Origin of the sequence: Pseudomonas sp. ICMP 561, from assembly GCF_002699985.1 — a bacterium.
GTDB lineage: Bacteria > Pseudomonadota > Gammaproteobacteria > Pseudomonadales > Pseudomonadaceae > Aquipseudomonas > Aquipseudomonas quasicaspiana.
The window spans coordinates 29,398-50,055 of sequence record NZ_LKBT01000017.1; the positions used below are offsets into that span (position 1 = coordinate 29,398).

Annotated in this window: 20 protein-coding genes; 6 read left to right on the plus strand and 14 right to left on the minus strand. The window is 57.2% G+C overall.

All coding sequences use genetic code 11. The features are described from left to right. Positions 1-29: 29 nt before the first annotated feature. A complete protein-coding gene (locus AO242_RS14755; protein ID WP_099269298.1) occupies positions 30-1,349 on the plus strand; it encodes an MFS transporter in 1,320 nt (439 codons plus the stop codon). 78 nt (positions 1,350-1,427) lie between these two features. Here the strand turns inward: AO242_RS14755 and AO242_RS14760 are convergent, their stop codons facing one another. Both AO242_RS14760 and AO242_RS14765 read right to left on the minus strand, forming a co-directional pair. Further along, positions 1,428-2,165 carry an IclR family transcriptional regulator gene (locus tag AO242_RS14760; RefSeq protein ID WP_099269299.1) on the minus strand — a complete coding sequence of 246 codons (738 nt, stop codon included), beginning with the start codon at positions 2,163-2,165 and terminating at the stop codon, positions 1,428-1,430. A gap of 384 nt (positions 2,166-2,549) precedes the next feature. Continuing rightward, the gene (locus tag AO242_RS14765; protein WP_099269300.1) at positions 2,550-3,914 is read right to left on the minus strand and encodes an MFS transporter; all 1,365 of its coding nucleotides are present in this window, start codon (positions 3,912-3,914) and stop codon (positions 2,550-2,552) included. Between the two features lie 127 nt (positions 3,915-4,041). On the opposite strand from AO242_RS14765, the gene AO242_RS14770 reads away from it, so the two are divergent. Together AO242_RS14770 and AO242_RS14775 are read left to right on the plus strand one after the other, a co-directional pair. Further along, a complete protein-coding gene (locus AO242_RS14770; protein WP_218927840.1) occupies positions 4,042-4,935 on the plus strand; it encodes a LysR family transcriptional regulator in 894 nt (297 codons plus the stop codon). Positions 4,936-4,998: 63 nt separating this feature from the next. Further along, positions 4,999-5,391: a hypothetical protein gene (locus tag AO242_RS14775; RefSeq protein ID WP_027901379.1), complete on the plus strand. Its 393-nt coding sequence runs from the start codon at positions 4,999-5,001 to the stop codon at positions 5,389-5,391. Between the two features lie 258 nt (positions 5,392-5,649). On the opposite strand, the gene AO242_RS14780 is transcribed toward AO242_RS14775, so the two are convergent. Then, positions 5,650-7,218 carry a lactate dehydrogenase gene (locus tag AO242_RS14780; protein ID WP_099269302.1) on the minus strand — a complete coding sequence of 523 codons (1,569 nt, stop codon included), beginning with the start codon at positions 7,216-7,218 and terminating at the stop codon, positions 5,650-5,652. 405 nt (positions 7,219-7,623) lie between these two features. Next, the gene (locus AO242_RS14785; RefSeq protein ID WP_099269303.1) at positions 7,624-8,730 is read right to left on the minus strand and encodes a Gfo/Idh/MocA family protein; all 1,107 of its coding nucleotides are present in this window, start codon (positions 8,728-8,730) and stop codon (positions 7,624-7,626) included. A 399-nt stretch (positions 8,731-9,129) separates the two neighbouring features. Here AO242_RS14785 and AO242_RS14790 point away from each other — a divergent pair, with 399 nt between their 5' ends. Both AO242_RS14790 and AO242_RS14795 read left to right on the plus strand, forming a co-directional pair. Further along, entirely contained in the window at positions 9,130-10,680 is a 1,551-nt protein-coding gene (locus AO242_RS14790; protein WP_099269304.1) for a TerC family protein, read from the plus strand. Between the two features lie 167 nt (positions 10,681-10,847). Beyond that, positions 10,848-11,099, plus strand: a complete 252-nt coding sequence (locus AO242_RS14795; protein ID WP_099269305.1) for a hypothetical protein — start codon at positions 10,848-10,850, stop codon at positions 11,097-11,099. Here the strand turns inward: AO242_RS14795 and AO242_RS29430 are convergent. The 4 genes from AO242_RS29430 to AO242_RS14815 all read right to left on the minus strand — a co-directional run bounded on the left by AO242_RS29430 (position 11,093) and on the right by AO242_RS14815 (position 14,181). Continuing rightward, positions 11,093-11,242 (minus strand): hypothetical protein, encoded by a 150-nt coding sequence (locus AO242_RS29430; RefSeq protein WP_176560629.1) that lies wholly within the window; start codon positions 11,240-11,242, stop codon positions 11,093-11,095. The two genes, AO242_RS14795 and AO242_RS29430, sit on opposite strands and share 7 nt — an antisense overlap. Before the next feature lie 40 nt (positions 11,243-11,282). Continuing rightward, positions 11,283-12,431 carry a MalY/PatB family protein gene (locus tag AO242_RS14805; RefSeq protein WP_099269306.1) on the minus strand — a complete coding sequence of 383 codons (1,149 nt, stop codon included), beginning with the start codon at positions 12,429-12,431 and terminating at the stop codon, positions 11,283-11,285. A 98-nt stretch (positions 12,432-12,529) separates the two neighbouring features. Next, positions 12,530-13,363: an amino acid ABC transporter permease gene (locus tag AO242_RS14810; RefSeq protein WP_099269307.1), complete on the minus strand. Its 834-nt coding sequence runs from the start codon at positions 13,361-13,363 to the stop codon at positions 12,530-12,532. Then, positions 13,360-14,181 (minus strand): transporter substrate-binding domain-containing protein, encoded by an 822-nt coding sequence (locus AO242_RS14815; protein ID WP_099269308.1) that lies wholly within the window; start codon positions 14,179-14,181, stop codon positions 13,360-13,362. The genes AO242_RS14810 and AO242_RS14815 overlap by 4 nt, the downstream gene beginning before the upstream one ends. 205 nt (positions 14,182-14,386) lie before the next feature. Here AO242_RS14815 and AO242_RS14820 point away from each other — a divergent pair, with 205 nt between their 5' ends. After that, positions 14,387-15,304, plus strand: a complete 918-nt coding sequence (locus tag AO242_RS14820; protein ID WP_218927841.1) for a homocysteine S-methyltransferase family protein — start codon at positions 14,387-14,389, stop codon at positions 15,302-15,304. A 147-nt stretch (positions 15,305-15,451) separates the two neighbouring features. Here AO242_RS14820 and AO242_RS14825 read toward each other — a convergent pair whose 3' ends face one another. The 6 genes from AO242_RS14825 to AO242_RS14850 all read right to left on the minus strand — a co-directional run bounded on the left by AO242_RS14825 (position 15,452) and on the right by AO242_RS14850 (position 20,636). Then, entirely contained in the window at positions 15,452-15,892 is a 441-nt protein-coding gene (locus AO242_RS14825; protein WP_027902816.1) for a CBS domain-containing protein, read from the minus strand. 119 nt (positions 15,893-16,011) lie between these two features. Then, on the minus strand, positions 16,012-17,088 hold the full coding sequence (locus AO242_RS14830; RefSeq protein WP_027902815.1) for a protein-glutamate methylesterase/protein-glutamine glutaminase: 1,077 nt from the start codon (positions 17,086-17,088) through the stop codon (positions 16,012-16,014). Beyond that, positions 17,051-17,578: a chemoreceptor glutamine deamidase CheD gene (gene cheD / locus AO242_RS14835; RefSeq protein ID WP_099269309.1), complete on the minus strand. Its 528-nt coding sequence runs from the start codon at positions 17,576-17,578 to the stop codon at positions 17,051-17,053. The genes AO242_RS14830 and cheD overlap by 38 nt, the downstream gene beginning before the upstream one ends. Beyond that, positions 17,575-18,381, minus strand: coding sequence for a CheR family methyltransferase (locus AO242_RS14840; protein ID WP_176560630.1), 807 nt, complete (start codon positions 18,379-18,381; stop codon positions 17,575-17,577). Before AO242_RS14840 ends, cheD begins: the two co-directional genes overlap by 4 nt. A gap of 18 nt (positions 18,382-18,399) precedes the next feature. Beyond that, positions 18,400-18,939 (minus strand): chemotaxis protein CheW, encoded by a 540-nt coding sequence (locus AO242_RS14845; protein WP_027902812.1) that lies wholly within the window; start codon positions 18,937-18,939, stop codon positions 18,400-18,402. A 38-nt stretch (positions 18,940-18,977) separates the two neighbouring features. Beyond that, positions 18,978-20,636, minus strand: coding sequence for a methyl-accepting chemotaxis protein (locus AO242_RS14850; RefSeq protein ID WP_099269311.1), 1,659 nt, complete (start codon positions 20,634-20,636; stop codon positions 18,978-18,980). Between the last annotated feature and the right edge of the window lie 22 nt (positions 20,637-20,658).

Sequence of the window (20,658 nt, forward strand, 5' to 3'; positions counted from 1 at the left end):
TCTCTAAGAACAAGAACCAGGAGAACGCCATGTCCACCCCCTCAGCCGGGATCAGTGCCATTGAGCGAGCCACCATGCGTAAGGTTGCATGGCGCTTGCTGCCCTTTTTGATCGTTTGTTACCTGATTGCAATTATTGACCGCGGCAACATTGGTATGGCCTCGCTACAAATGAACCAGGATCTGGGGCTCACCCCGGCCATCTTCGGTTTTGCCAGCAGCCTGTTTTTCGTTTCGTACTTTCTGATCGAAGTACCCAGCAACCTTGCACTGCAGAAGTTCGGCGCACGAATCTGGATCGCGCGGATTATGGTGACGTGGGGGCTGATCTCGGCAGGGACGGCTTTTGTGCAGGGCGCCAATTCCCTTTACGTGATGCGCTTCCTGCTCGGTGCAGCAGAAGCGGGCTTCTTCCCCGGCGTTTTGCTTTACCTCACTTATTGGCTGCCTTCGGCTTATCGTGGTCGCATGGTTGCTATCTTCATGGTCGCCATTCCCGGTGCCAACTTTATCGGTTCGCCGCTTTCAGGCTTGCTACTGAGCCTCGACGGCTGGTTTGGCATGCGCGGCTGGCACTGGTTGTTCATTCTCGAGGGGATTCCGGCGGTATTGCTGGGTATTGCCTGTCTGTTCGTTCTGACCGATCGCCCTGAGCAGGCCAAATGGCTCGATGACGAGCAGCGCGGCTGGCTCACCAGTCGCCTGGCTCAGGAACGTCAGAACAAAACGGCTATCGGCCATATATCGCTCTGGAAGCTTCTGCGCCATAAATACATCTGGGTCATGGCGCTGATCTATTCTGGCGCGTCTGCAGCGGGCAGCACCATGAGCGTCTGGGCGCCGCAATTGCTCAAGACGTTTGGCTTGAGCAATATCGAAATCGGATTGGTCAACGCAATTCCCTACGGGCTGGCGTCGATCGCGATGATTATCTGGGGACGTAGCTCGGACAAGACCGGCGAGCGTCGCTGGCATACCGCGACGACCTTGCTGTTGATTACCGCCGGGTTGCTGCTGGCACTGGTGACATCTTCGCTTGTCGCTACGGTGTTTTTGCTCAGCATGGTGTTGATCGGCGCTTACTCAATGAAGGGGCCATTCTGGGCGCTGGCATCAGGTTGGCTTTCCTCGTCGACGGCTGCTGCCGGGCTGGCTGCCATTGGCGCACTGGCAAACCTGATCGGTGGCGGGGTGATGGTCAACGTCTACGGGACGATCCACGGCGCTACCGGCAGTTACGCATTGGCCTTGATGCCGCTGGCTGCGCTGTGTGCGGCCGGTGCTGTGATGGTCGTGGTCATGGGACGTAAACGTCTGAAAGAACAGAACATGGAGACTGCACAGGGCTGAATTTGTACGCTGACTGATTGATGCCGGGTCACCTCTGACCCGAACTAAAGGCTCAACCTTGATGGTTGGGCCTTTTTTTCAATCACGTGTGTCGGAGGGAGCCGCTACAGGATCAACGGGTAGCGAGAGGGCATTACCGCCCAGGCTACGCGTCAACTGCCGGGCTGTTTCGAGGAACAGTGTGCGAATCAGCTGGACGCGTTCAGCGGTCAGGCGGCTGGCAGGTCCGGAGATAACCAGCGCTCCAACCAGTTCCTGGCTCGTCGCGAAAATAGGCAGCGCGATTGAGGCTGCATGTGGGTCTGTGGCTCCGCAGGAGTAGAACGGTTCAGTGAGCTCTCTGGCCACTTTGTACGGCGTACGCAAGGCTTCGGCACTGGCCGCGTTATCCATCGGGCGTATGTCGCCGGGCTGCAGATGCAGGCGCAGGCTATGGGGGGAATTGACCCTGAACTGACACAGGCGATAGGCGCCATGACGAACATAGAATGACGCCGTCTCGCCTGTTTCCTGGGTGAGGTGATGGAGCAGCGGAGTGATGTAGCGTTCCAGATCCAGGGAGTCCTGATAGACGGCATTGAGCCGCATGACTTCGCTGGCAAGCTGATACCGACCGTCTGCCATCCGGGTAATAAAGCCATGGGTTTCCAGCGACACCATCAAACGCATGATGGTGCTTTTGATCAGGCCCGTCCGTTCGGCCAGTTCCGCCAGGCCCAGCGCCGAATCGCCGATTCGAAAAGCGGTCAGTACCGTCAACACGCGATCAGCCGAAGCGACACCATTTACCGTAGGACGAGGTCGCGTTTTTACCATCAGGGTCTCCTTCATTGAAATGGTCCGGGCCATGATCAGGCGGATCAGCGCTCTTGTCGCCGGGCAAGAGGCTGGCGACGCCGGGCGCTGTGAGCATTTTGGCGGAGGGAGATCTTACACCAAGGCAGGGCGGGGCTGTTGCATGCTGATCATTGATCACCGGGCGCGCATGGCAGGCAACCTTTGACGAGGTGGTGAAGCAACAGAAGAGGCGTCGGAGCGGAGTACAGATCAGGCATCCACAGGACCTGTTCAGTCCGTAGGACCGGCTTTAGCCGGGAGGGCGTCCGGATAGTCGCTGAATTTTCTTCGACAAAAACACCGCCCTCCCGGCTAAAGCCGGTCCTACAAAATAGCGCGCTCCCACAAGGTTCAGCGTTCGCTTTAGATCGCGTCCATCTTCTCCTCAATCACCACCCGTTCAAACCGGCCGGCCAGCAGGCCATAGGACAGAAGGCCCAGCACGCCATGGGCCGCGACGAACCACAGGGCAATGTTGAACGAGCCGGTAACCGCGACGATGTAGCCGATCACCAGTGGTGTGATGATCCCGGCAATATTGCCGATGCCGTTGAACACGCCACCGCTGAGGCCGACCATGTTTTTCGGTGCGGTATCAGACAACACCGCCCAGCCTACTGCCGCCAGCCCTTTGCCGAAGAAGGCGATGGCCATGACAGTGATGACCATCCAGTTGGCATCCAGGAAGTTCGCCGAGACCAGGATCGTCGACATCGCCATACCGATCATGAACGGTGTCTTGCGGGCGATTGACGGGTGTACGCCACGACGAATCATCCAGTCAGAGAGCATGCCACCCAATACGCCACCGGAGAAACCGCAGATGGCGGGCAGCGCCGCTACCCAGCCGGCTTCCATGATGGTCATGCCACGGCCCTTGATCAGATAGATCGGGAACCAGGTGATGAAAAAGTAGGTGAGGGCGGTGATGCAGTATTGACCAAGGTAGATCGACCACAAGGTGCGGCTGGTGAACAGTTGCTTGATTTCGCTGAGCTTTGCTTTGGGTTTTTTCGTGGTGCGGGTCAGTTCCAGGTCTACCAGTGCGCCGCCGTCGCGCATGTATTCCAGCTCCCGAGGGCTGAGGTTTTTATCGCTGTGGGGCTCGCGGTAGAAGGCAAACCAGACCACGCTGAGCACCAGACCCAGGCCACCCATCCACAGAAACACATGTTCCCAGCCCCACGAGTGGGTCAACCAAGCCATCAACGGCGTGAACAGCACCACGGCCATGTATTGCGCGGAGTTGAACAACGCCGATGCCGTGCCGCGTTCGCTGGTAGGAAACCAGCAGGACACGATGCGGTTGTTGGCCGGGAACGCGGGCGACTCGACCAGCCCAAGCATGAAACGCATGGCGAACAGGCTGATGGCAGCCGAAGCGCCCATTAAGCCCATCCAGCCGACAGTGCCCTGCAACATGGTGAAGATGGACCACAGCACGAGGCTGCAGCCATAAACACGCCGCGCACCGAACCGGTCCAGCAACCATCCACCCGGTATCTGGCCCAGCGCGTATGCCCAGGCAAACGCGGAGAAGATCACGCCGAGCATCATCGGATCGAGACCCAGATCCTTGACAACCCCGGTGCCGGCAATCGACATGGTGGCTCGGTCGGCATAGTTGATGACGGTAACGATAAAGATCAGGGCAAGAATGAGAAAGCGATGGCGACCGACCCGGGCTTGCGCCTCGACCTGGTCCAGAGGAATGGATTTCGAAAGCATGGGGCGTCTCCTGTAGGGACGTTTTATTTTTGTTAGAAGATGTAACTCTGTCTTTCCCCGATAGTAGGAGCCTTGGTGGATATACGTCTAACATAGATGCTGGATAGGTTGATGCGGATTTTGAATCGTGGAATTGCACCAGTTACGATGTTTTGTGGCCGCCGCCGAAGAGCTGCACTTCGGCAGAGCCGCCACACGCCTGCATATGACCCAGCCGCCACTGAGCCGACAGATCCAGCTGCTGGAGCGTTCGTTGGGCATTGTCCTGCTGGAGCGCAATAACCGTGGCGTACGTCTGACGGCGGCTGGCCGGGGCTTTCTACGCGATGCGCGACACATCCTGACGTTCTCCGAACAGGCAGGAAATTCCGCGCGGCGTCTGGCCTCCGGCGAAGTGGGCAGGCTGACCCTCGGGTTTACCGGGGTCAGCGCTTACAGCATGGTGCCGCAGTTGCTGGCCAAGGCTGCCATTGAAATGCCGGAAGTGAAGTTCGTCCTCAAGGAGATGGTTTCCGATGCCCAACTGGATGCGCTGTCAGCGAACCTGATCGACATTGGCCTGGTGCGTCAGGTCAGGGATCGAGAAATGTTCGATGCGCAGCTGGTGTATCGCGAGCCGCTGTTAGTGGTGTTGCCCTCAGAGCATCCGTTGACCACGCAGCCGTCGATTGCCCTCGCGGACCTTAATCATCAGCCTTTTGTGATGTACGCCGCGGATGAAGGCCGTTACTTCTATGACTGCATTGTCGGGCTGTTCGCCATGAGCGGTGTCACGCCGCGGTATGCCTATCATCTGGGCCAGACCCACGCCATTGTCAGCATGGTCCAGGCCGGTCTGGGGCTTTCGATTGTGCCGGCTTCGGCGCGGCAACTGCACAGTGGCGCAGTGGTATTCCGCCCGTTGCGCGACGCGACGCTGAATGCTGACCTGCACATGATTTCCCGTCGTGATAACGAAAATCCGGTGTTGCCCGCGTTCAGGGATCTGCTCAGTCGGGAGTTTGAACATAATCGGGGGTAAAAAATGCTCCGATCCTGCCAAGGGTGATGGCAAAGTCGGGACAAGCCTCGGTATGCTGCGCCCATGAGTACCACGCTACCGCTTCGTCAGCCTTGTCCCCCCGGTGCCTGCAATTGCGGGCGCGAACTGTTGCAGGCGGACGAGCTGCGGATTCTGGCGTTGACCCGTCAGGAGGAGAAACGCCTGCTCGAGCGTCTGGAAAACCTGCAGAGCCTGGCCGACCTTGAGCACATGCAGCGCAAGTTGTATGAGCAGTTAGGGATTCGACTGGAGGTGGTGCCGGGTTTTAACGAAGTACGCAGCATGCGCGGGATCGCGATCACTATCGACGAGCTGCCGGGGTTGTGTCGCAAAACCCGCCAGTCGATTCCTGCTGCAATCAGGCGAGGCCTGGAAAAGAACCCCGAAATCGCCTACCGCTTGCTGGACGCTCACGATCTGTTTCGCGAAGTTTGAGTTCAGGCTGAACATCTATCAGCCTTGACGCTGATTTTCTGTAGTGCCCGTTCCTTTGTCCCTGACACCATGCTGTCTAGCAGCAAGCACGGACCCTGTAGGAGTGAGCTTGCTCGCGATTGATTTTTTCCTTCGATAAATCATTGCCTGATCTGACGCTATCGCGAGCAAGCTCACTCCTACAGATCCTGTGTTTGCTGCGCGACAGTGCGGCGTCGTAGAAGAGATGCCCTACAAGTTTTGCGTCACGACCGGAAGTCAGCGAGCAACCGAAGAAGGATTCGACTGCAGCAGCACCTTGGCATGAACGGCCATCAGATCGTCTTCAAGTGTCGACTTGCCCGTCGTTACCCGCGAGCTGCGGTCTTCACGCAGGGCGGCGTCGAGCATGCCCAGCAAGTTACGCGACCTGGAAATCTCTTTCGGGGTGCTGATGGTGTCGATCAGTTTGCCCATTTCGTATCGGTTGACGATCGTTGACTGCTGGACGCTCTGGGTAGAGTTGGCTACTACCAGCGCGCCCTTGTTATAGCCGATGCGGGTCGTGCTCTCGGCCTGATCATTGATCTGGTAGAAGTCGTAGTTTTGTGATTCGGCGGTATTGCCCAAGGCCAGTTTCGAGCCTGGGTAAATGCTCTTGTGGTACGACGCCTCGAGACTGGATGTCTGTTTCTGTTCGATGGATCGATTGGCGTCGCCTGCACCTTGCATGTCGGTAGTTTGCGAGGCTTTATAGGAAAACTTGTCGGCTTCGGCGGGGCGCATCGGGTTGCTGTGTTGGGCGTTTTGCGTCAGCGACACACTGAAATCAGCAAGCCCGGTCAACATCGAGCGATCCACACTGTTGAGGCTGGAGCTACCGCTCAGGCTCTTGGTGGTAGTTTGCAACGAAGAAAACGCATCCTTGAACAGCGCCATGAGGTCTTTGTCGCCCTGGCCCCGGTTTTGCGCTGCATCAAATTGCTTCAGGTAGCTTTCTACAGCCTGGGCTTGCTGTTGCGCGTTGCCCAATATCGCCGCGTTGTTTTTGACGCTTAACTGAACATTGCCGGTCGGGCCGTTCATTTCCACGGACCTGTTTTTTTCATCCGACTGGAAATTCAGCGTCTGATACTCGTTATCGCCCACTTTCAGGCGCGCGCTCAGGTCAATCGACGAGAACAAGGCCGGGTCCAGCTGAGTCAGGTTGCCGAGATTCAGGCGCGGTGTTCCGGCAGTCAGGCCATCAATCGCTCCCTGAAAGGAGTCTGCCAAAGAGGCCAATGCGTCATTTTCCTCATCGCTCAGCTTGCCACCGGTCACATCCGCTTGCACGGCGAGACCGTCATCCTTGCTGGTCAGGTTCAGCGTGATGGTCGCGCCGCTCGCGGTTTTCAGCGTGAGGGTGATGGTATTTTGCGTATTGCTGTGCAGCTGAGCCTGGGCTGATTTCAGCGCGGCAGCGTCTTTTATACCGTCAGTGCCTGATCTGATGACGGACTGGGAGATTGAGTTCGAATTGCCGCTGGCAAGCTGTTCCAGCAGTGCAGCACCCAGGCCCTGAAAACGTCCGGCCGTGGATTTAGCGGACATGTTGCCAGTGAGGACTGTGGTCACTGCATCGCTTGTTTTTTTCTCAAAGAACAACACCGAATCGGCGTTGTTCAAGCTCCCGCGACTGGAGTAAGTGGCAGCATCTGCGACTTTTGAATCCTGACCGAGCATCACAACGGAGGCCGGTGAGCTGGCGAGTGTCAGAGGTGTCTCGGTGGCGCTCACCGGTACGGCAGTGGAGGCTGGTGTGGTGATGAGCGGCGTGCTGGCAGTGACTAAAGAGATTGAGGTCATAGCGCTTCCGTGCTGGCTTATCTGGGTTTGTATCTACTTTGTAGCGGCCAGTAGCAGGGAAACTTTAGATTGGAGGGGGAGCGAATAAGCGCGGGAGGGACGATGTGCTGCGAGTTAACCGCAAACCTGTTGCGTCCATGACACACCGCTGTCGCGAAGCAAAAGGGTGACCGTGGTAGGAGCCAACTTGTTGGCGAGACGTCGGACCTGCATTGTCAAAAATTGCGCCTCGCCAACAAGTTGGCTCCTACCGGGTCTGTGTTTCAAATCATTATCGAAGTGATGCTGGATGAGCGCTGACCGGGGTTACAAGGCCAGCGATTGCGGAGTGTCAGGCATACCAGCTATCGCTGGCCTCGTAACCTCGGTGAGCTCCAGGGGAGTCATTACTGGTCAGCCAGATGCTTACTCATTCGGCTCATCGGTATTGATGTACTCCGGCACTTTCGCCAGTGGCAATCGGCGGGCTTGTTCGATGCTGATGCCCGGGCGATTCGGCAGCGGGTCGAGTTTCTGCGTCTGGCCCGTCTCCAGGCTTCGCTCTATGGCCGCCAGGACACGCACATCACGCCAGCCTTCGTCGCCATCCGGCTCCGGCTCGCGATCTTGCAGAATGCAGTCTGAGAAGTACTGGGTCTGGCCGCCGAACTGGTCTACCACAGGATGTTCATGTTCTTTGGTTTCGTCACCGATGATTGCCCGGTAACTGATCGCGACGCCTTCACCAAAACCGAAGCAGGGCGATGCTTCAAACTCGCCCTTGGTGCCTATCACTTGATAACGCTGGGTGCCCGGCAGGCTATAGCTGACGGTAAATTGCGCCAGTCGCTCTTCCGGGAAGCGCAAGGTCACGCTGACGGTATCCGGCGTATTGATTTCGCGCCCTGGCGTGTGAATGGCCACGGCATGAACTTCCAGCGGCTCGGCATCGAACAGGTTGCGTACCGCGTTGATCGGATACGGCCCCATATCCGCTGCAGGTCCTGCCCAGTAGCCATTCTGCATGCGGTGATTCTTTGGATCGGTGGTCTGCGCAAAGGTCGCCGTGAACAACCGTGGATCGCCAATTTCGCCTGCGCGGATACGGCCGATCATCTCAACAGTGCCTGGCTCGAAATGCAGCCGATAAGCGATCATCAGCTTGGCGCCGGAGCGCTGGGCGGCTTCGGTGATTGCAATGCAGTCTTCTTCGCTGGTCGCCATGGGTTTTTCCAGCAGTACGTGGATCCCGGCTTCCAGGGCAGGCACGGCAAATTCCCGGTGGCGGAAATTAGGCGTGGCCAGGTAAATCGCGTCGATTTCCACGGACTTGAGCAGCGTGTCGAATTCGCTGTAGTCATAGCTTTTCAGGTCGTAAAGCTCAGCCAGTTTGTCGGCTTTTATCGGGTCGCCAGTCACCAGCGCAGTCATTACCGAATTATCAGTCTGATCGACGCCCGGCATGAATGCGCCTTGGGAAATCCAGCCTCCGGCAACCACTGCGTAACGAATTTTGCCCTGTGCATCTGGCATGAGATAAGCCTCCAGAATCGCCCGACGTTATGCCCGGCCCATTATAGAAGGGGCATGCTCAGACGCTGGAAGTTCAAAGCAATTAGCCGGACCGGGCGAAATGATGTCAATCTTTGTAATACTTTTCGTGAGTGGGAAAGTGACTTTCTCGTTGTAGGATCAAATCCCGTAATAAATCTCAGGATTGTATGAACACCGTTCAGGAACCTCCCGGTTGCTTCGCTTCTAACCGCTTTGCTTATAATTTGAGTCTCGATCCAGCTTTCCCCTCAGGATCAGCTCGTCTGAATACCCCCTTCGATAATCCGTCTAGTGTGTCCTGTGCGGCCGACGTTTGTTCACGTTCGGCAGGCTTACTGACATCTATCAAATCCCGTTTGCGAGAGATTCAATAGTTCTATGGAATGGATAGCTGATCCCACGGCCTGGCTTGGCCTGCTCACTCTGATCGTTCTGGAACTGGTGTTGGGCATCGATAACCTGGTGTTCATCGCGATTCTCGCGGACAAGTTGCCGCCCGAGCAGCGTGACAAGGCGCGAGTCATTGGTCTCTCGCTGGCGTTGATCATGCGCCTTGGCTTGCTGGCCAGTATTTCCTGGATGGTCACGCTGACTGCGCCACTGTTCGAACTGTTCGATCACAGCTTCTCGGGTCGCGACCTGATCATGCTGTTCGGTGGTGTGTTCCTGTTGTTCAAGGCCACCATGGAATTGCACGAGCGCCTGGAAGGTCACGTTGCCGAACGAACCAGCAACGGCACGTATGCCCGATTCTGGCCCATCGTCGCGCAAATCGTGGTGCTGGACGCCGTGTTCTCTCTCGACGCGGTGATTACTGCCGTAGGTATGGTTGAGCATCTGGCCGTCATGATGATTGCGGTGATTTTCTCCATCGGTCTGATGATCATCGCCAGCAAGCCGCTGACCAAGTTCGTCAACTCCCACCCGACTGTGATCATGCTGTGTCTGGGCTTCCTGATGATGATCGGTTTCAGCCTGACCGCCGAAGGCCTGGGCTTCCATATCCCTAAAGGCTATCTGTATGCGGCGATTGGTTTCTCGATCCTGATCGAACTGTTCAACCAGGTCGCTCGCAAGCGTCGCAAGAAGTCGCTGCACGGTGCGCGGCCTATGCGTGAACGCACCGCCCACGCCGTGTTGCGGCTGCTGGGTGGCCGCAAGCTGGACGCCGATGAGGTGGGCGAAGAAATCGCCGACATGCTTGAAGGTGAACAGACCGAGGCGGTGTTCCACCGTCGCGAGCGGGTGATGATCAGTGGTGTGCTGCAACTGGCTGAGCGTCCGATTCGCTCGGCTATGACACCACGGGCCGAGGTGGACCTGATCGACGTGTCGGACGACCCGGAAACGGTTCGGACCAAGCTGATGCATTCGTCCTATTCGCGCCTGCCACTGATTCGTGAAGGCCGCGTGGATGAGCCATTGGGCTTTGTGCACAAGAAGGAGTTGCTCAAGGAACTGCTGGCCGGCAATGAGCCGAATCTGGAGTTTATGGCGCGCAAAGCGATCAACCTGCTGGACAGCTTTTCGATCCTCAACTCCCTTGAGCAGATGCGCAAAGAGTCAACGCACATCGCTTTTGTGGTCAACGAATTCGGCGATTTCATCGGCTTGTTGACCATGACCGACATTCTGGAGTCCATCGCGGGTGAGCTGCCGGATGCCAGCGAAGTGGAAGGTCCGGATGTGGTGGCCGAGGACGATGGTTTTATCGTCTCTGGCGGCCTTAACCTGAGCCAGGTGCGTGAGCGGGTCGGTTTTCAGGCCCATGCGACCGAGGATTATCAGACCCTTGCCGGTCTGGTGATGAGCCTGCTGGATCGCTTGCCGAGGATCGGCGACAAGCTCGATTGGGAAGGCTGGGACATGACGGTTGTGGGTGTCGAAGAACGACGTGTCACCCGGGTTCTGTTGCGCAAGCCCCAGTGACCATCAAGTGATAAAAGCCCCGCTGTTGCTGGGGAAGCGCGAGCCAGACACCTCGCGCTCCAGCATCAACGAGGCTGATAATCAGTATTTTAAAGGGTGGTTTTTCATAATGCGGTTGTGACCTTAGATTGGCCCCATCACTTCGAAACAACTATTGGAGCCACATCATGAAACGCACTATCGCTTTGAGCTTTGCCCTTTCGATCCTGACCGCTACCGGCGCTTTTGCCAGTACTTCGCCGACCCAGACTGTCGCTGCGGCCACTCAGGTTGCAAATCGTTCCAGCGTCGTTACTCCTGAAGTCCGCGTTGCCGGTGCCGGTAACAAGACCTTCGACCGCGCTGAAGTGAACCTGGACAAGAAAGTGGTCGTAGCAGAAAACCGCAAAGAATTTGGTTCGCAGTATCAGCGTTATTGATTGCGAGGTCCGAACAGGAACAGCCCGGCTAGCCGGGCTTTTTTGTGTTCATTGCAAACGATGGCTTTGTTGGAGCGAGGCTTGCCCGCGAACCAGTCGACGCGGTTGACCAGACCCACCGCCTCATCATTCTTCGCGGGCAAGCCTCGCTCCAACAGAAATATGTGCCGGTTTTTTGTTTCTTCACCGATCCCGCAAACTGCGCTCCATCCGCGCCAACCCTTCCTCCAGCAAGACCCTTGGGCAACCGAAGTTCAACCGCACGAACTGCTGGCAATCGTCACCAAACTCCACTCCCGCACTCAGGCCCACTTTGGCGTGTTCGAGGAAGAACTGCTGTGGATCGTCAAGACCCAGCGCGGAGCAATCCAGCCAGGCGAGGTAGGTGCTTTGTGGCAAGTGCATGACCACGCCGGGCAGTCGTTCTTTAACCGCTTTTGCCAGATAGTCACGGTTGGCCTGCAGGTACGCGTTGACGTCGCTCAACCATTCGCCGCATTCGCTGTAAGCCGCGCGCGTGGCTTCAAGACCCAGCACGTTGACGCTGTCGACCAGACCCAAGCGGCCGGCATTGAAGCGTTTACGCAGCGACTCATTCTGAATTACTGCAAAAGCGGTTTTCAGCCCGGCGATGTTATAAGCCTTGCTCGCCGACATCAGGGTGACAGTGCGCTGGGCAATCTGCGGGCTGAGAGAGGCGATGGGCACATGCCGGCGGCCATCGAAGAGGATGTCGGCGTGAATGTCATCAGAAATGATCAGCACGTCATGCTTCACGCAGGCTTCGCCGATCAGGTGCAGCTCTTCGCCACTGAAAACCTTGCCCAGCGGGTTATGCGGGTTGCTCAGCAACAAGGCACCGGCGTTGGCCAGCTTGCCGTTCAGCACAGCGATGTCGGTGTGGTATTCGCCCTGGGCATCAGCCTTGAACGGCAATTCGATACGCGGCTGCTGCCAGTGATTCGGCGCGTGGGACAGCGGCGAGTAATTGGGTGTTTGCAGGACCACGCCCGAGTCGGCCGGAACCAGTGCGTTGAGTGCCATGTTGAAGCCGGGTTCGACGCCGGGCAGGAACACCAGTTCTTCAGGCTGAACACGCCAGGCATAACGCTGCCAGAGGTACTCGACAACCGTCTGGCGCAGGTTGTCCTGTGCCACGCCGTACCCGAGCAGCGGATGCCCCAGTCGTTTTTGCAACGCCTGAATGATCGGCTCGGCCACCGGGAAATCCATGTCCGCTACCCACATCGGCAGCACGTCGGCGGGATACAGGCTCCACTTTTTGCTGTCGGTGCCGTGGCGTTCGAATACGGTGTCCAGTTGGGTCGTCATTTCAGTCTCTAGAGGCAGGGAGCAAGGGCGACAGGTTAGCTGCGCCCATCGCATCGGTCCACCCGCACCTGAGTTGACTGAACGGTGCCGTGATCAACTCAGCGCTGGTTTTTGTAAGCCTTGCCGTAGTGCCTTTCAAGGCGTGCCTGAATCAACTCCAGTCCGATGGACAGCAGCCAATAGATCAGCGCCGCAGTGGTCAGCATTTCGATATAGCGGTAGGACGACCGGCCGTAAGACTGCGCGAGGAACATGACTTCCCAGACACCCATCACCGAGATCAGGGACGAGTCCTTGAGCATGGAAATGAATTGGCTGGTGGTCGGTGGAATGATGGTACGCATGGCTTGCGGCAGTGTGATCTGCCAGAACACCACGGTAGGGCGCATGCCCAGTGCCGCAGCGGCTTCGCGTTGCCCGGGCGAAACACCGATGATGCCCGCGCGAAAGATCTCACTCAGGTACGCGCCGTAGTTCAGCGACAGGGCAATAATGCCTGCGCTGATCGCGCCTGGCACCACGCCCAGTTGCGGCAGACCGAGATAGATCAGCAGGATCTGAATCAACAGTGGTGTGCCACGAAAGAACGACGCGTAAAAGCTGGCGATGCCAAACGCCACGGCACTCTTGGACAAGCGCGCCAGGGCCGTGGCAAAGCCCAGTATCAGCGAGAACCATATAGAGCAGAAGCACAGGAAGAGGGTCAGCGCGGCGCCTTGCAGGAAGCCATTGGGCGCCAGATGCAGGCCGACCAGATATTCCCATTTCGCGGCGATGATCGAAAACTTCAGGTCGAAGCTCATGAAAAACGCGATGCACAGACCGAGCATCACCATCCAGGTCAGGTACAGCCGCGTTTTGAAGCCGAAAATTCGCAGCAGGCGCGAAGATCCGGCGTTCAGGTCTGGCGGGGCAGGTTGATGCTCGCTCATTGGGTAATGTCAGAGCCGATCCATTTCTGGGAGATCTTGCCCAGCGTGCCGTCTGCCTTGAGTTCGGCGATGACTTTGGTCAGCTTCGCATCCCATTCGGCATCGCCTTTTTCGGTGGCGACGACATTGGGTTCGGCGTAAAGAGTTTCGCCAGCGATCTTGAAGCGTGGATCCTGATTGATACGCTCACGTGCAGTGATCAGGTTGGTGATCATCGCGTCGAGACGGACACCCGCGCCCAGTGCGAGGTCCTGAAAGGCCACGGTTTCGTTGTCATACGGTGCAGCCTGGACAGCGTCGAACGGGTAGCTGATCGGCTTGTCTTCCGCACCTTCAATGACCAGATCCTTGTTCAGGTAAGCCTCGTAGGTCGAAGCGCTGATGACGCCAACTTTCTTGCCCGAAAGGTCTTTGGCTGACTTGATCGCATCATTCTTGGCGTTGACCACGATGACCGCTGGCGACTGGTAGTACTCAACCGGGAAGTTGAATACCTGAGCGCGGGCCGCGCTTGGAGTCATGGAGCAGATGCACACGTCATAGCGGCTGCCCCAGTGGCCTGCGGCAATGACGTCCCAGGACGGTGTTGCCAGTTGCAGCTTCACGCCCAGCTTGTCGGCGACTGCTTTTGCCACGTCCACATCGAAACCGTCGAGCTGGTTTTGATCATTGAGGAAGGAAAACGGTGGGTAGTTCTCCATCATCACGCCGACCATTTCGCCTTTTTTAGTGATTTTATCCAGCGTCGCACCGGCCATGGCGGTAGAGCAGACGGACAGCAGGGCAAGACTCAAAGGCAAAACAGCACGTAGATTCATCACATCACCGAATAGATCGAATACAAATAATTGGTATATATTTAAACGCGATATTAAAAATGTCCTTAATTATTAATTGATCTATACGCCTTTGTTTTGGTTATAAGCTACGGTTTTTGGGTTTAATCAAACGCTCTTACTGTTCAATTCAATCAGCCGTTGCCTGTGTATTCCCGCAACGGACGCCCGGCTTTCAGGAGTTCCCATGTCCACAATCGAAAAATCAATTCCGCTACGCTTGCTAGACGGCGGCATGGGGCGGGAACTCATGCGTATTGGTGCGCCATTCCGTCAGCCTGAGTGGTCGGCGCTGGCGCTGATCGAAGCGCCGGAATTTGTCCTCAAGGCGCATCAGGCTTTTATCAACGCCGGGGCGCGGATTATCACCACCAACAGTTATGCGCTGGTGCCGTTTCATCTGGGTGAAGAGCGTTTCACAGCGGATGCTCCGGCGCTGTCCGATCTGGCGGGCCGGCTTGCACGTCAGGCTGCAGCAGAGGCCGGTCAATCTGTTCAGGTGGCGGGGTCGTTGCCGCCAGCGTTGGGCTCTTATCGTCCGGATCTGTTCGATCATGATCAGTCGGTCGCGATCCATCGCATCCTGATTCAGGGTCTGAAGGCTAGCGTGGATGTATGGCTGGCTGAAACCCAAAGCTCGATCGCCGAAGTACGCGCTGTACGTGAAGCGCTGGGGCAGGACGACAAGCCTTTGTGGCTGTCGTTTACCCTGGAAGACGGTGAAGACCATGGTCCTCGTTTGCGCTCCGGCGAGACGGTGGCTGAGGCCACAGCAGTTGCCATCGAACTGGGTGCGCGAGCAGTGCTGTTCAACTGCAGCCAGCCGGAAGTCATGGCCTCTGCGCTGGTGGCTGCGCGTGAAGTGATTGATGCAGAATCGGCGCAGATCGAGTTGGGCGTGTATGCCAACGCGTTTCCGGTAATGGAAGTGGAAGAAGAAGGCGCCAACGACACTTTGCACGAGATCCGCGCAGACCTTGGGCCAGACGCGTATGCAAAGTGGGCAAATACCTGGGTAGAGCAGGGCGCTTCAGTGATCGGCGGCTGCTGCGGCATCGGGCCAGAGCACATCGCGGCGTTGCGCAGCCATTTCAAGCTGGTGTAGGCCCAGATAATTACACAAGTGATCTGTAGGAGCGCACGAGCACCGCGAGGCCGCGATTGCGGTGTGTCAGGCAGAACGCTATCGCGGCCTCGCGGTGCTCGTGCGCTCCTACAGGGTCGTTATTCGCCGTGAGATTGCGCGATGGCATCAATCCCCGCGAATGTACTGTTCCAGCTGTTTAATCAGGCTGGCCTGCTCGTCTATGGCCTCTTTGACAAGGTCACCGATGGACAGCAATCCCAGCAATTCGCCGTTTTCCACGACCGGAAGGTGGCGCAGGTGGCTGTCGGTCATGATGCCCATGCAGGCTTCGACGCTCTGCTGGGAGTCGACGGTGATGACTTTGCTGCTCATGATCGCGCTGACCGGGGTGCCCACTGAGGAGCGGCCTTGAAGGACCATCTTTCGCGCATAGTCGCGCTCGCTGACTACGCCTACCAGCTTGCCATTGTCGACCACAGGCAGCGCGCCGATGTTTTTCTCGGCCATGAGCCTGAGCGCATCGAGCACCATCTGGTGAGGGGAGATGGTATGGACTTTCTGATTGGAAGACGCCTTGAGCTTGAGCAGTTGTGCAACGGTTTTCATTTGTTGTTCTCCCGTGACGACCCGAGGCGGCGTAGGGCGGCCTGACAGTCTGCCAACAGCATCGTAGACCGCGCCCCACAGAGCAAGCTGCAAAACCGCATCAAGGCATTAGAAAAACGCTATTTGTGCAGGATTGCGTGCTGGATGTCGTGTAGAGGCATGATGCGTTGCGCGGCATTCAGTTTGATCGCTTCCTTGGGCATGCCGAACACCACGCAGGTTGCTTCATCCTGAGCGACGGTCGAGCTGCCAGCGTCCAGCATTTCCTTCAGGCCGCGGGCGCCATCATCGCCCATGCCGGTCATGATGATGCCGGTGGCGTTCTTGCCAGCGAATCTGGCGACTGAGCGAAACAGCACGTCCACTGACGGGCGATGACGATTTACCAGCGGACCATCCACCACTTGTACGTGGTAAAACGCGCCACTGCGGGTGACCATCATGTGTTTGCCGCCCGGCGCGATTAGCGCAAGGCCTGGCAGGATGCGGTCGTTATTCTTTGCCTCGCGTACTTCAATCTGGCTGAGACCGTTAAGACGTTCGGCAAAGGACGCGGTAAATTTCTCCGGCATGTGCTGCACGATAACGATGCCCGGACAGACGCGGGGCAGGGCGGTCAGCACTGCTTCCAGGGCCTGAGTGCCACCGGTGGAGGTGCCCAGTGCGACGATGCGTTCGGTCGTCTGGGCCATGGCGTGACCCTGCGCGGCAGGCAGAATGGCGTCGGCGCTCAAGCGTGTCGCAGGTGTCAGTACCGGCGCTGCTGCTCGTCGGCCAAGGTTTTTGACATTGGCGTTGGCTGCAGCACGAATTGCACCGACCAGTTCCGCCGCAGACTCCAGCAAAAAATTCTTTAACCCGGTAGTAGGCTTGGTGATGACTTCCACCGCACCGGCTGACATCGCCTGCAGGCTGGTTTCGGCGCCTTTCTGGGTGAGCGAGGAGCAGATGACCACCGGAGTAGGACGCTCGCTCATGATTTTCTTCAGGAAGGTAATGCCGTCCATGCGGGGCATTTCCACGTCCAGTACGATCACGTCCGGCCATTCTTTGGCCAGTTTTTCCATGGCGAAGATCGGGTCAGACGCTGCCCCCATCACATGGATGTCAGGCGTGTCATTCAGGATGGCCAGCAGAACTTGACGAACTACCGCCGAATCATCGACTAGCAGTACGTTTATTTTTTTCGTGGCCATGTTCCGTGGTTGTCCTTATTGGTTTGTGTCTGACCCAGACATGTCCGTTGCACAGGTCGAAAATGACGTTGCGGTAGCCCGTACTGCCCATGTCCTGTGCAATCAGATCCAGATCATGTCTGTTGGCAAGCTCCAGTGCCGCACGGACGTTCATCCGCGCAACGTCACTGTAATGCACGCCGCGCTTATGGTGGGGGAACATCTCGCCGCCCCCGAACAACTTGAGTTGATAGTCTTCCGGCGCCGTACGGTGTGCCTTGGCGTACTCGAGAAACATCTCGATCGCCTCGTCACCGTATTTACCGTTCAGCACGCCGCATCGGTGGGTCCGGGTTGGCAGCATGAAGTGGCACATAGCGCCAATCTTGCGCACCGGATGCCAGAATGTGATGCCAACGCAGGACCCGAGGATCGTGCGTATGCGGGTAGGGCTTGTCGCGAAGTGGAAATCGCCCGGCGCCAGAAAGACTTCATCAACGGTGGTAGTCATGGTTTGCGATAGATCGAGGGTGCTACCAGTTTCAATGCATCGCTGACGCCGTTGAGGCTTTCAGAGTGGCTGACAATGAAATACCCACCGGACTTGAGGCGAGGGAACAGACGGGCAACAACCTTGATCTTTGTCTCCTGGTCAAAATAAATCATCACGTTACGTAAAAAGATCACGTCGAACTCGCCGAGTTCCGGCAGAGCCTCATTTAGATTGACCTGAATAAAGTTGACCCGGTTGCGCAACCCACGGTCCACCAGAAAAGTACCGTGCTGTTTACCGATACCTTTGAGGCAATACTTGTGCAGCAGGGGCTGGGGCAGGTTGGTGGCGCGCTCCATGGGGTAATGCCCGGCACGGGCCTTGGCAAGCACCTGGCTGCTGATATCCGAGCCGATAATTTCCCACGGCGTGGTGCCAAGGCTTTCGGCCAGGGTCATTGCCAGACTGTAAGGTTCTTCGCCTGAGGAGCTTGCTGCACTCCACACCCGAAAAGTCTTGCCCGGCGTTGCTTTGGGCAATACCTGCTGGCGTAAAAAATCAAAGTGTTTGGGCTCACGGAAGAAATAGGTTTCATTGGTGGTGAGCAAATCCAGCGCAACCTGAAGTTCGTCGCTGCGCTGGCCGCTCATGATCAGCTTGAAGTATTCGCCGTAGCTTTCCAGCTCATAGTGCTTGAGGCGCTTGAACAAGCGGCCCGCCACCAGGGCTTTTTTCGCAGGTGACAGGCTGATGCCCGCGGCTCCGTACAGCCAGGACTGAAATTGACTGAATTCCCTGTCGTTGAGCACTGTTCCGTTCACGATATCTGCCGTCCCGGATCAGCGTTGTTCGGCTTCGATGGCCGGAATCTGATCGACTGCGGCCAGACTCGACATTTCGTCGATAGACAGCACCTGATCAACTTCCAGGACGATGACGAACTTGCCATCGACCTTGGCCATACCGCTGATGAAATCGGCACGAATCTTTGCACCGAAGCTCGGTGGCGGTTCGATTTGCGAAGCGGGGATGTCCATCACCGCTGACACGGTGTCCACCAGGAGGCCGATGTCCTGTGACTGGCCGTCCGCTGTATTGGCTTCGATGATGACCACGCAACTGCGACGGGTAATCGTCGAGTTGGGGCGGCCAAAGCGCGCCGACAGGTCCACTACCGGGACCACCGCGCCGCGCAGGTTGATCACCCCGCGGACGAAGGCCGGCATCATCGGCACGACAGTAAGATTGCCGTACTCGATGATTTCTTTGATGCCAAGGATCCCGATGGCGAACATCTCGGTGCCGAGCATGAACGTCAGGTACTGCTCCTGTTCCTCAACGACCGTCACGTTTTGTCGTGTCGTAGCGATTGCGCCCATGTCTGTCTCCTTCATGACAAGCGAGTGGGTGGATCCGCTCAGAATCGAGTGAATTCGGATTCATCCGGAGTGCTTGCCATGTTGTACGCAAACGACTTCTGCGGCGCTTGTGGAGCCGGGCGAGAGGGCTTGCGGCTTGTAGTGCCTGAAGAGTTATCGAACTTCGCTGGCTGGCTGGCGGCTTTTGGCGCGGCGTCCAGGGTGAAGAAGCTCATGGCCTGTTGCAGTTGCTCAGCCTGACTGCTCATCTCTTCAGCAGTGGCAGCCAGTTCTTCGCTGCTCGACGCGTTTTGCTGAGTAACCGAGTTGAGCTGGGTCATTGCCGTGTTGATCTGCGCGACACCGGCTGCCTGTTCTTCGGAGGCGGCGCTGATTTCCTGAACCAGATCCGAGGTTTTGTTGATCGACGGGACCATCTCATTGAGCAGGTTGCCGGCTTTCTCTGCCATGTCGACGCTGCTGGACGACAGCTCGCCAATTTCCTGTGCTGCGACCTGGCTGCGTTCCGCGAGTTTGCGCACTTCAGCGGCAACTACGGCGAAGCCTTTGCCGTGCTCACCTGCACGCGCTGCTTCGATGGCCGCGTTGAGGGCCAGCAGGTTGGTTTGATAGGCAATGTCGTCAATGATGCTGATACGCTGGGCGATTTTCTTCATGGCCACAACGGTCTGCTGCACGGACTCACCACCATCGGTGGCTTCCTTGGCAGCCTTGCTGGCCATGCCGTCGGTGACTTTGGCGTTTTCGGTGTTCTGGTTGATGCTGGCGCTCATCTGTTCGATGGAGGCGCTGGTCTCTTCCACACTGGCCGCTTGTTCGCTGGTGGCCTGGCTCATGGACTGAGCGGTGGCGCTGACTTCTTCGGAGGCGCTGGCCAGATTGTCTGCTGCGTTGCGCACTTCACCGATGATGTGCGAGAGCTTGCCGACCATGTTTTGCATGGCGTTGATCACCATGCCGGTTTCGTCTTTCGAGCCGGGTTCGATATGGACGTTGAGGTTACCTTCTGCCAGTTGTTCGGCAACAATTGCAGCTTCTTTCAAGGGGCGGGAAATGACGCGCGAGATGAACAACGCCAGACCCAGGCCGACAATCAGCGCCGAGATCAAAACAGCAATGATCGAAATCCGCGCGGTTGCGTACAGTTCATTGCCCAGCACATTGGCTTTTTCAGCACCGGCGTCGTTAAATTCGACCATCTTCTGCAGGTCGGTTGTCAACAGGTCAAAGGTGCGTTTTGACTCACCCCGCAACAGAGCACGCGCATCGGCTTCCGCACCTTGTGTGGAAAGGGCGAGCACGTTTTTGCTGACGGTCAGATAAGCGGTCCAGTCGGACATCATCGTGTCGAAAAGCTGGCGTTCATCCGGTCCGGAGATGAGTTTTTCATAGGTCGCCACCCTGATTTCAAACTGCTTTTTCGCTTCCGCAGCTTCCTGCTCTATGGCTGCTTTTTCCTGAGTGGATTCGGTGGTGATGTGGCGGTTTTCCTTGAGGCGGTAATTGGCCGCCTGGAAGCGCATGGCGGACGCCGCACGCATGGACGGCATCCAGTTATCGCGAATGTCGCTGGCGGTGTCATTCACTTGACCCAGCTGAATGATGGAAAAAACGCCCATGACTGCGGTGAGGGCGAGCACCGTGAGAAATGACGCGATCAACTTCGTGGCGATCTTCAGATCGTAAAACCATTTCATCGGGTGTTACCTCCATGGAAAT